The sequence below is a fragment of the Microbulbifer discodermiae genome, from assembly GCF_040742695.1.
In the GTDB taxonomy this organism is placed as follows: domain Bacteria; phylum Pseudomonadota; class Gammaproteobacteria; order Pseudomonadales; family Cellvibrionaceae; genus Microbulbifer.
This window is the reverse complement of record NZ_JBFLAB010000076.1, coordinates 1-11,937: the sequence shown is the minus strand read 5'-3', so window position 1 is coordinate 11,937 and position 11,937 is coordinate 1. Positions and strand designations below refer to the sequence as shown.

Sequence of the window (11,937 nt, the reverse complement as noted above, 5' to 3'; positions counted from 1 at the left end):
GCGCAACAGGCGCACCCGGCACAGGGCGTCGGCCGCCAGGTCAAAGGCGTAATGACGCTCGGCAGCGGCAATGCGCTGCAGTTCGGCCTCGCTTTCCACCGCTTCCACTGCAAGGGCCGGGCCTTCGGCGTCGATCACCTGCCAAGCCTCGTCGCCGTGCACCCGAAAGCAGGTGCGCAGACTCTCGTGACGTGCAAACAACGCCGCCAGAGCCTTCAGCAGTGCCGCCTCCTTGACCTGACCACAAATCTCAAGCGCCAAGGGCATGTTGTAGACATCGCTCGGCCCCGTGTACTGCCCCAAAAACCACAGACGCTGCTGGGCATAGGACAGGGGCGCCTCACGCCCCGGCTCCCGGGGCACTGGCACCAGGGGGGGGTGGGCCTCGGTCGCACCGTGCTTTAAGGCTTGCTCCAGGGCCCGGGCCTGGGCCTTGAGGGTCTGGTATTCAAACAGGCAGCGGATCGGCAGGTCGACGCCGAAGGCGGCGCGGATGCGGGACACCAACTGCGTGGCCAGCAGCGAGTGACCGCCCAGCTCGAAGAAGTTGTCCTCCCGCCCCACCGGGGGAACCTGCAGCAGGGCCTGCCAGAGGCTGGCCAGCAGGGATTCTGTGGGGCCCTCTGGCGTTGCAGACCCGCTCTGCCATGTACCCTGCTCGAACAGCGGCAGTTTTCGCCGATCCACTTTGCCGTTGTCCGTTAAAGGCAGCCGTTCGAGAGGCACGATAAAGGAGGGCAGCATATACGACGGCAGGCGCTCGGCCAGGTGTTCGCGCAGGGCACTGACCTCTTCAGCGCTCTTCTCAGCACTCGCCGCTTCCGTATCGCCCCCACGCATCACAACATAGGCCACCAGGCGGGCGTCCCCTGGCTCGTCCCCTGAATCCGCGCTGTTTTGCACCACGGCCACCGCATCTTGCACCTGGGCGTGCTGCTGCAGCGCAGTCTCCACCTCTCCAAGCTCAATCCGAAAACCGCGCACCTTAACCTGCTGGTCTATACGCCCCAGGCACTCCAAGGCCCCACCACTGCCAGGCAGCAGTCGACCCAAGTCGCCAGTGCAGTAGAGACGCTCGCCGGGAGTCTGTGCATAGGGATTGGGCACGAAGCGCAGAGCGCTAAGATCCGGCTGTTTGAAATAGCCCGGTGACAGGCCCGCACCGCCGATGTGGACTTCCCCCACCACTCCTTCGGGGCAGAGCTGACCCTCGCGGTCGAGAATATAGAGCTGGGTGTTGTGGATGGGGCGGCCGATGGGCACTGAGCCCCCCGAGGTCAAACCCGCATCCAGCGCCTGCACCGCCGACCACACGCAGGTTTCCGTGGGACCATACATGTTCCACAGGCTACCGACCTTATCTACCAGGGTCGCGGCCAGCGCCGGGGGGACGGCCTCCCCGCCCACCAGTGCCGCAAGTTGGGAACGCCCGGGCCAACCGCTTTGCAACAACAATTTCCAGGTCACCGGCGTGGCCTGCATCAGGCTGATGTGCTGGTCCGCAAGTGCCGCAGCCAACCAGTCGCCCTGCATCACACGCTCCTCGGGCACAATGCTCACGCAGGCGCCGACGCTCAGGGGCAACAACAGTTCCAGCAGGGCGATATCAAAAGACAAGGTGGTGACCGCGAGCAAACGGTCGCGGGCTTTGATGCCGGGCGCAGCCTGCATACTCGAGAGAAAATTCACCGCGTTGGCGTGGGTGAGACGCACGCCCTTGGGCTGCCCGGTGCTGCCTGAAGTATAAATAACATAGGCCAGCTGATCGGGGTGCACGGGAAGCTCAGGTGCACGCTCTACACTCGTCGCTGGCAGGCGATCCAGGTCGATACGGTGCGACACCTGGGCCACATCAACGGCACCCGAGGCGCTCAAGGCCTGTTGGGTCACCAGGGTACGAATACCGCTGTGGCTCAACACATGGGCCAGTCGCTTGGGCGGGTAGGCGGGATCCAGGGGCACGTAACAGGCCCCGGCCTTGAGGATGCCGAGCATGCCCACCACCATCAACGGCGAGCGGTGGACGCAGAGGCCCACGGGCGTTTCCGGCTCCACACCGGCCGCGATCAAATGCTGGGCCAAACCATTGGCGCGGCGGTCCAGTTCGCCGTAGGTCAGCTGCTGATCCTGACAAACCAGGGCCACCGCATCGGGTCGCGCCTGCGCCTGGACCTCCAGCAGACCGTGCAGAGAGGGCGCTGCCATTGGTTCCAGTGCCGGTCCACAACCGTATTGAAACAGCGCCTTTTCTCGGTCTTCGGTGAGATAGGAAAGGGCTCCTACCCTACCGGGGTTCGGGAGGGCAAGGCCCTCGAGCACACAGCGGAGACCGTCGATCAGCGCTTCCATCGACACCTGTGAACAGGCGTCTGGTGTACAACTCATATCCAGCCGCAGCGCCTCCCCCGGCAGTGCGATTAAGGTGATACCGTAATCGGCCGCTTCGTCGTGGCCGATTCGTTCTATGTCAAAGCCCAGGGGCGAAGTTTCATCACTCTTTTGCTGATCGACGGCATCTTCAACAGGGTAGTTTTCAAAAATGAGCAGAGTGTTAAACAAGCGGCTGCCGGCTGGCATCCCGGCGTATTGCTGAATTTCGCTCAGAGGTAAATAGCCAAAGGTCTCACGCTGCGCCTGATGTTTTTGTAAACGCTGAAGCCAAATCTCAACAGGCTCCTCTGGATCCACCGGGACCACAACAGGCAGGGTATTAATGAACAGGCCAACCATGGCCTCTATGCCGTCGACATCCGCCTGTCGGCCCGAGACTGTTTGACCAAAGACCACCTGTTTTTCGCCACCGCTGTGCCGATACAGAAGGTAGGCCCATGCAGCCTGAACGAGGGTGTTCAAGGTCACGCTGCAGCGCTGCGCCTGTCGCATAAGCCTGGCGGTCAGGGACGCCGACAGGCAAAGGCTCTGCTCGCGTCTGGCAGCATCGCCAGTCGACATCGGATCGGCCGAAAACGCCAGAGAAGTGGGCCCCGAGACACTCTGCAGCTGCTGGCGCCAGAAGTCGTTTGCCCTCTCTCTGTTCTGTGCCTGCAGCCAGACAATGTACTCGCGAAAATCACGCGTCGGTGGCAGCTGTGGCGCTTTACCCTGCCGTAGGTGTGTGTATGCGCTGAAAAGCTCCTGCAAGACGATGGGAATACTCCAGCCATCCAACAGGCTGTGATGGTGCGTCCAAAGCCAGCGATAACGCCTGTCGGACAGTCGTATCAAACTCATCCTCAGCAGTGGCGCCCGGGCAAAATCGAATCCCCGCTCGCGATCACTGGCACAGTGTTCGGCAAAGGACTCCTCCTGCTGAACTGTCTCCAGGCATCGCCAGTCCAGCTCCTGCCAGGGAACCTCCACCCGCTCTACCACCACCTGCAGCGTCTGGTCGCCTGTGTCTTCTGTGAAGGCTGTGCGAAACACACCATGCCGATCGATCAAGTCCTGCCAGGCGGATTGGAACACGGCTGGCTTAAAGTCTCCGTGAAAATCCATAAACAGTTGAGTGACGTAGGCTTCACGATGCGCATCGAGCATGCTGTGAAAAATCAGCCCCTGCTGCATACTCGAGGCCGGGAACACGTCGACCAACCCGGAATAGCGATCCTGCAGCATATCCACGCGAGCCTGATCGAGGCTGGCTAGAGGAAAATCGCTCGGAGAAAAACGGCGGATGGCGTTCTTCTCACAGTGCTCGATCAGCATTTGCAGGCTGTCAAAAAATGCGTCGAACAGCGCATCCACCGTCGAGGGATGATGGCGCTCGGGATGATAGTCGAGAATGAAACGCAAACAGCCGTCACTGACGGCGCCGTTAAATCCGAGGCTATGATTACGGGGGTGTGCCTCATCCATATCCGGCCCGGTGTCCAGGTCGAGAGGGGCAAATATTGGCGCCTCGTCTACCGATCCATCAAACTGGCCCAAGTAATTAAATACCACCTGTACCGGGCAGGCTTCCTGCAGAGCGATAATTTCTTTGTCCCGGGTTAAATATCGCAACACTCCAAAGCCAAGACCGTGATTGGGTACCTGCCTTAAAGCCTCTTTCACCCCAAGAATCAGCGCGGAAAAATCCTTCGCCCGCGCAGGCGCTCGCAAACAAAGGGGATAGAAGGAGGTAAACCAGCCAACCGTCTCGCTCAGGTCAATATCTGAGACAACGCTCTCTTCCCTACCGTGCCCTTCGAGGTGAACGCGAAGCCGAGGCTGCCCGGTAACGCGGTTAAATGCCGCAACCAGAGCACTCAATAAAATGTCCTGAATTTGTGTTCCGTAGACCTGGTGAATTCCACTCAATAGCGCCTGGGTACGCCCAGGATCCAGATCGGCAATTTTTCGCCGGGCAGAGCCGCTGGTATCCCGACCCTGCAGTTCCCCATCAGCGGCAAGTGATGCAGTCTCGCCACTTAACTGGCGGCACCAAAAATCTTTTTCCTCTGAACTTATTCCGCCCTTTGCATGCTCGCACAACGCACGCGACCACTGCTGATAGGGACTGGTTCTCGCCGCCAGCGCAATGTTTTTTTTGTGTCGCCACTGATCAAAACCAAGCGCCAAATCCTGCAAAACAATACGCCAGCTGACGCCATCAATAATCAGGTGGTGAAATACCAGCAGTAGCGCACCCTCACCCCGTCCGCAGCGATCGAAATACACCGCATAAAACAGAGGGCCTTCGCTCAAGTTCACTTGCTGCTTAACTTCAAGCGCGCTGATTTTAACCGCCTGCTGCCAGTTTTCTTTAGCATCAATTGGCACATTAACAACAGAGGCATCGACACGCTTGGCGCTTGAGGCGTGAAAAAAACCTCTCCAGGCCTCACTCTCACAGCTAAAGCCCAATCGCAGCACATCGTGACGTCGATACAGGGCCTCAACCCAGGCGCGCAAGAATGTCACATCAAAGCCTTCGGGAACTGTCAACAGCTGCGACTGATGAAAGTGCTGTGGATTCTGCGCGCGATGAGAAAAAAACCATTGTTGAATAGGCAGTAAATTCAGCTCGCCGGTCGATTGCCGGGTATCCACATCCACAGCCGAACTGTCTATGGCTGTTACGCTTGAAGCGAGTTGACGCACAGTGGGAAAGGTCAACACATCTTTAACGCTGAGCTTAAGACCCAGGGTTTTGGCTCGAGACACCACCTGTATGGACAAAATGGAATCCCCGCCAAGGGCGAAAAAATTATCGTCGATACCGACCCGCTCAACCTTTAGCACTCGCTGCCAGACCTGGCAGAGTTGCATGTCCACCTCGGAACGCGGTGCCACATAGGCTCTATTGGAAAGAGTGTCAGCTTTCGGCAGCGCGTTGTGGTCGAGTTTTCCATTTACCGTCAGTGGAATAGCATCCAGAAAAATAAAGGCGCTTGGCACCATGTAAGACGGCAGTTGTCCGGACGCATGGGCGCGGATCGCGTTACGCTGGACTTCCCCGGCATGCTTGCCTACCAGATACGCGAACAGACGTTTATTGTCCTGCTCATCCGCCCTTGCAATAACCACGGCATCATCCACCTCCGGATGCTCAAGCAATACCTGCTCAATCTCCCCGAGTTCAATGCGATATCCCCGAACTTTAACCTGCTGGTCGATGCGACCGAGATATTCGAGTTCACCATTTCCCCGGAATCTTCCCAGGTCACCTGTTCGATAGAGTCGCTCGCCCGGCTTAAAAGGGCTGTCGACAAAGCGCAGGGCGGAGAGCTCCGGGCGATGTAAATAACCGCGCGTCACACCTCTGCCGCCGACAAATATTTCGCCCACGGCGCCCACCGGCAGTGGCGCCAGGCCATCGCCGAGGAGGTACAGGCTCAAATCGCTCAGAGGCCGACCGATGACACTCGCCGCACTGCTGAGATCCCGTTTACCCAAAGGACGATACGTGACATGCACAGTGGTCTCCGTAATACCGTACATGTTAACGAGTTTTACGGCTTGCTCATCGTGACGTTCAAACCAGCGGGCGAGTTTTTTAACATCCAACGCTTCACCGCCAAAGATCACTCGACGAAGAGACAAAGGCTGTTGCAGTTCTTCGTCCACGGCGATGACCTGGTTGAATATGGTCGGCGTCTGGTTGAGTATGGTCACCTGCTGACGAATCAACAGTCGGTAGAAATCTTCGGGCGAGCGACTGGTTGTTCGCGGCACCATCACCAGACGGCCGCCGTAGAAAAGTGCCCCCCATATTTCCCAGACCGAAAAATCGAAGGCATAGGAGTGAAACTGGGTCCACACGTCACCGGAATGAAAGCCAAAATCCCCCTGGCAGACAGTGAACAATCGGTTCACGTTGCGATGTTCTACCAGTACGCCTTTGGGTTTACCCGTAGTGCCGGAGGTGTAAATGACATAGGCGATATTCTTCGTGGATCGCTGCTTGCGGTGTTCGAGGAGCCGAGTCGCCAATTCCTCACTCGGTATCCCTTTTCTCGATGGAGGGCAATCCAACCACACTCGCTCGCAGCCCTCCAGAGCGTCCTCGGCACTGCAGCTGTCGAACGCCTGGGGGCTTACCACAAACTTCAGTGCCGCATCTTCCACTATGTAGGCGATTCGACTCGCTGGATGTGCGTGGTCGAGGGGCACATAGGCGCCCCCCGCTTTGAGGATGCCAAGGATGCCTATCAGCATCTCGTTGGATCCCGCCACCCAAATGCCCACCAGATCGTCCGCGGTGATGCCTCTGTCCATAAGAGCCAGGGCTAGCCGGTCCGAACGCCACGATAATTCCCCGTAAGTAAGCTGATGAGGGAGCCCTGCGGTGCCCTCCTCGACCAGCGCTACGGCATCGGGAGCGCGCGAACTCTGGAGCTCAAATCGCTCATCGATACACAATTCACCCTTCGCGATCGCCGCTGGCGGTGGATTCCATTGTTCAATTTGCTGATGATATTCCTGCCCTCCGAGCCAGGCACCGCGGTCGATGCATTTGTCCCCTCCGGCCAAAAGAAAATCCAGAATATTGCCGATATATCCGGGGAAACGCCTTTGCATATCGTCGGAAAACACTGTCGGGTCGACATTGATGTAGAGACTGTGGCGCTGATTTGAGGAATTTTTCGAGACATTTATCGACAGAAGGTAGTTGGTTTCCTCAAAGCCACCGCCGCCGAGAATATTGGCCGAGGCATTCTCCTGCTCATATACGTGGAAGTTTGTGTAATTAAATATAGAAGAGGAAAAATCCACTCCCGTCTGTTTTTGCACTGAGGCCAAGGGAAAATGTTTCATGGCCTGCAACTGCTGTAACTCAGATTCCGCTGAATTTATCAGTTGTGGTCCGGTCATACCCTGGAGATTAAGGCGCACAGGTAGCGTATTGACAAAAAGTCCCAGGGTTTTTTCACTGCCGGACATTTCCGGGCGGCCGTGCATCACCACCGAACCAAAGACATCGTCACTGCCGTTCAGTAAAGACACAAATGCCAGATACAGTGCTGTCCAGATACTTTTTTCCTGGACACCGTACTTGCGGGCCAGGGCCACCACCGCGCGACTCTGATCCTGGCTCACCGGATAACCAAAGCGCACACTGGTGCTTTGTAGTTGACCCTGCCACCAGGGTGGGTTGACACCCTCGAATTTTTCTTTCCAGTAGCGCTGCATATCTTCCGATGCGAGCGCTTTCTGTTCCAGTAGAATAAAATATTTGTAAGGCGGCGGGGGCGCCTGTTGCGAAATTTCCCGGTTTTCTTGCAGGGTGTGATAGGTGGCCAGCAGTTCACTGATAAACGTGGCATTGCTCCAACCGTCCCATAAGGCGTGGTGAAAGCTCATGCCAAAGGCGATTTCTTGCGGCGACAGCAAAAAAATATGTAGCACCCAGGGGAAAGTACTCAAATCGACACCCCTGGCTTTCTCCCTGTCAAGCCAGAGTCGCAGCTGGTGCTCCTTTTCCTCCGGATGAAGATCACTTAAATCGGTTGAACTAAACTGCGCCGATTCAACCTTCATCACAAACTGCAGCGGCCGGCCCTGTTCCAGATTAAATACCGTTCGCAGTATGGCGTGTTTTTTCACCAGATAATTCAATGTTTGTCGAAATACCTCAACGTCCCAGGACAATTCAAAGCGGTAGAGCGTCACATCGTGATACACACTTAGATCGGGTCGCTGCATCGTGTGGTAAACCATGCCCTGCTGCAGCAGCGACATGGGGTACGCGTCTTCGATGACCGGCTTTTCGAGGACTTTATTCACGACTTATCTTCCGCTTCGACAGAAAAATTATTCAACAGAGACAGCTTTTCTTCTTCCGTGAGCATGGAAAAGGTATCCAACTCCTGCCACGGTTCCGACAGATCCGGCTCGTTATTTTTTTCATCGCTCATCTTGGTGATCACACTCGCCAGAGCTGCGACGGTAGGATTGGAAAACAAATCCTTGACGGAAAACACAAGTCCACGCTCTTTGGCTTCGGCCACCAGGGAAATGGAACGGATAGAGTCACCGCCAAGGGAAAAGTAATTGTCTTCGATGCCGATTTTTTCCACCTTCAAATTTTCCTGCCAAAGCGCAACCAGCGTTACCTCCATGTCACTACTCGGGGCCTGATAGCGCGAGCGGGCAAAATCCTGGTCCGCAGGTGCCGGCAGTGCCCGTTGATCCACCTTGCGGTTGGGTGTAAGGGGGATTGCCGGCAAGCGTACGAAGGCGCTGGGAACCATGTAATCGGGCAACCGCTCCTGCAGATACTCCATCAAGCGCAGTTGCAACTGGTGCCATTCGTCATCGATGGCATCCCGGTCAAGCACCAGGTAGGCGACCAGACTTTTTGCACCCAGGGGATTGTCCCTGGCCAGCACCACCACCTCTTCAACACGCTCGTGCTGCAGCAGGTGATTTTCGATTTCGCCAAGTTCAATCCGGAAGCCACGCACCTTGACCTGGGTATCTACGCGACCAATAAATTCGAGTTCGCCATCCGGCAGTGCGCGCGCGAGGTCACCGCTGCAGTAAAGGCGCTCGCCGGGAGTTTGCGCATAGGGATTGGGCACAAATTTTTCAGCCGTCAGCCTGGGGTGTTTCAGATAGCCCCGCGACAGGCCCGCACCACCGATGCACAGCTCCCCCACCACTCCGACGGGTGCCAGTGAGCTGTTGTCGTGCAACACAAAGCCTGTATTGTTCGCCAGCGCGCGACCGATGGGTGCCGTTTGGGTTTGAGCAAAGATCGCAGGCTCAATGGTATGAACCGTGGCAAAGGTCGTGCATTCTGTGGGCCCATAGACATGATGTAATTCCCCCGGCAGTGCCCGCAGCGCACCATCGATAGCCTCGGCTGAAAAAGCTTCGCCACCGAACAGAAGCTTTTGCAGTCTTTTTAAACAACCTGGAATGGTTAGACTGACCCGGTTGAACAGCGCCGTGGTAAAAAAAGCGATATCAATTCGCTGGCGCAAAATGACATCCTCCAATTGCGGCAGCTCAAGGGTCTGTTCGCGCGCTACCATCACTGCGCGGGCACCGGCGGCCAGGGCGCCCCAAAGTTCGTAAGTGATTGCATCAAAGACATAATTGGAGAACTGGCCCACCACCTGGCCGGCATCGGCAGCGAGGCGATGTCCGGCTGCCACCAGGCTGAGAATATTCCCGTGAGTAATGCAAACGCCCTTGGGTTTACCCGTACTGCCGGAGGTATAAGTAATGTAAGCGAGATGCCCGGGTGATACGGACGCCATGTGGGCGGGGAGATTGTCGCCCGGGTATTTTCCCAGAGTCATTGGATAAAGCTCGGCGTCCAGCAGCAGGATGCGGACCTCGCTCAGGAATTCCAGTTCTTCCAACAGGTGTTGTTCTGTCAGCACCATGGAACAGGCGCAATGGGCCATCATGGCCTCGAGGCGCGCCGGCGGATACTCTGGGTCCAGGGGCACGTAACAGCCGCCGGCCTTGAGAATACCGAGCAAACCGGCCACCAGTTCGATAGATCGCTCCGTGCACACGCCGACACACTGTTCCGGCTTCAGACCGCGATCCAACAGATAGTGGGCGATCTGGTTGGCGCGGCGGTCCAGTTCGCCGTAGGTCAGCTGCTGATCCTGACAAACCAGGGCCACCGCATCGGGTCGCGCCTGCGCCTGGACCTCCAGCAGACCGTGCAGCGTCTGCGCGGGAAAGGCTGCCCCATTGTCATTCCACAGCTCGAGCTGCTGCCGGCGCTCCTCGCCACTCAGCAATTCCAGATGCGACACCGGCAGCGCCGGCGAAGCCACTGCGGCACTCAGCAGGCGCTGGTAGTGGTCCAGCATGCGCTCAATCGTGACGCGGTCAAACAAGTCGGTGTTGTACTCCATCCCCCCGCGCAGGCCCGTTTCTGTCTCCGACAGATTGAAAGTGATGTCATAGCGCGAGATCCCCTCCTGATCATCGGCCATGGACTCGCAACTCAGCGCCAGCTCGTCCAACGCCACGTCGTCCACCGGGGTGTTCACCAGAGAGAACGACACCTGAAACAGGGGCGAGTAGCTCACGCTGCGCTCCGGGTTCAACTCGTCCACCAGCCGTTCAAAAGGAATGTCCTGGTGGGCGTGGGCATCCAGGGTTGTCTCCCGGGTGGCGCGCAATAGTTCGATAAACGAGGGGTCCCGTTCAAGGTCAAAACGCAACACCACGGAGTTGATAAAAAAACCAATCAATGATTCTGTCGCCGGCAGATGCCGGTTGGCCATGGGTGTGCCAATGGCCAGGTCGCGCTGCCCCGAGTAGCGAGCGAGCAGCACCGCAAACACTGAGATCAGTGTCATAAACAGGGTGACCCCCTGGGCGCCGGCCAGGGCTTTGATGCGCTGCGTCTGCTCCAGCGGAATCGACAGACTGGCATAGGCGCCGTGAAAGCTCTGCTCCGCCGGCCGCGGGCGGTCTGTTGCCAGGGTCAAACGGGTCGGCAGGTCGCGCAGCTGGGTTTTCCAGTACGCAAGCTGTCGGGTGAGGGTCTCGCCTTCCAGACAGCGCCGCTGCCACTGGGCGTAATCGGCGTACTGCACCGACAGTGGTGGCAGTGTGGGGCTGCGCCCCGCCTTCAGGTCGCGATACACGCTCACCAGTTCGCGGAACAAAATCCCCAGGGACCAGCCATCGGCGATACTGTGGTGCAGGGTGATCAACAGCAGATGACTGCCGTCGCGTTCGTCGCACAGCAGGCGAAAACGGCTGAGGCGCTCAGCGGTCACATCAAAGGGATGCATCCACTCCGCCTGGCTGATGCTCTGTACCTCGGCAGTGGAGCGCACCACCTCAAGACTCAGAGCGGGCACCTCCTCGTCGATCACTTGTACCGCCTGGCGGCCGTCGTAGGCAAAGCGTGTGCGCAGGCTTTCGTGGCGCTGGATCAGGTGGGCGAGACTTTGCTTGAGCAGCGCCAACTCGACATCGCCGCGCAGGCGCACGGCCAGGGGAATGTTGTAGACCGGGTTGGGCCCCATGTAACGGCCCAGAAACCACAAGCGCTGCTGGGCGTAGGACAGGGGAAGGGGCTCGTCCCGTGACACCGGGATCAGGGCAGGCGGCGCAAGGGCCTCGCCGGCGCCGGTATTGGCACGGCGGGTGTCGATCAGTGCCGCCTGGGCCTGCACTGTGGTGTGGGCAAAGAGTTCACGCACGGGGATATCGACGCGGAAGGCCTCACGGATGCGGGCCGCCAGTTGGGAAGCCAACAGGGAGTAGCCACCAACTTCGAAGAAGACATCGTGACGCCCCACGGGCTGACGCCCGATCAGTTCACTCCAGAATGCGGCCAGCAGGGTTTCCGTTTCTCCCTCGGGCGCGGCAAAGGCTGTGAGCTCGCGTTCGGGTTCCGGCAGGGCCCGGCGATCCAGGCGCCCGCTGGCCTCGCGCGGCAGGCCCTCAAGAGCGACAAAGGCCTCCGGCAGAGCCTGGCCTGTCAGGCGCAAATGCCGGCGCAGACGCGACCACAGGAGTCCCTTGTCC

The 11,937-nt window shown here is 58.2% G+C and carries 2 protein-coding genes; both read right to left on the bottom strand.

From position 1 onward, the window contains the following. Positions 1 to 8,208, bottom strand: an 8,208-nt coding sequence (locus AB1S50_RS17570) for an amino acid adenylation domain-containing protein (RefSeq protein ID WP_367152417.1), incomplete at its 3' end; no start/stop codon positions are given. Beyond that, on the bottom strand, positions 8,205 to 11,937 hold a 3,733-nt coding region (locus tag AB1S50_RS17565), incomplete at its 5' end, for an amino acid adenylation domain-containing protein (protein ID WP_367152415.1). The genes AB1S50_RS17565 and AB1S50_RS17570, both read right to left, overlap by 4 nt.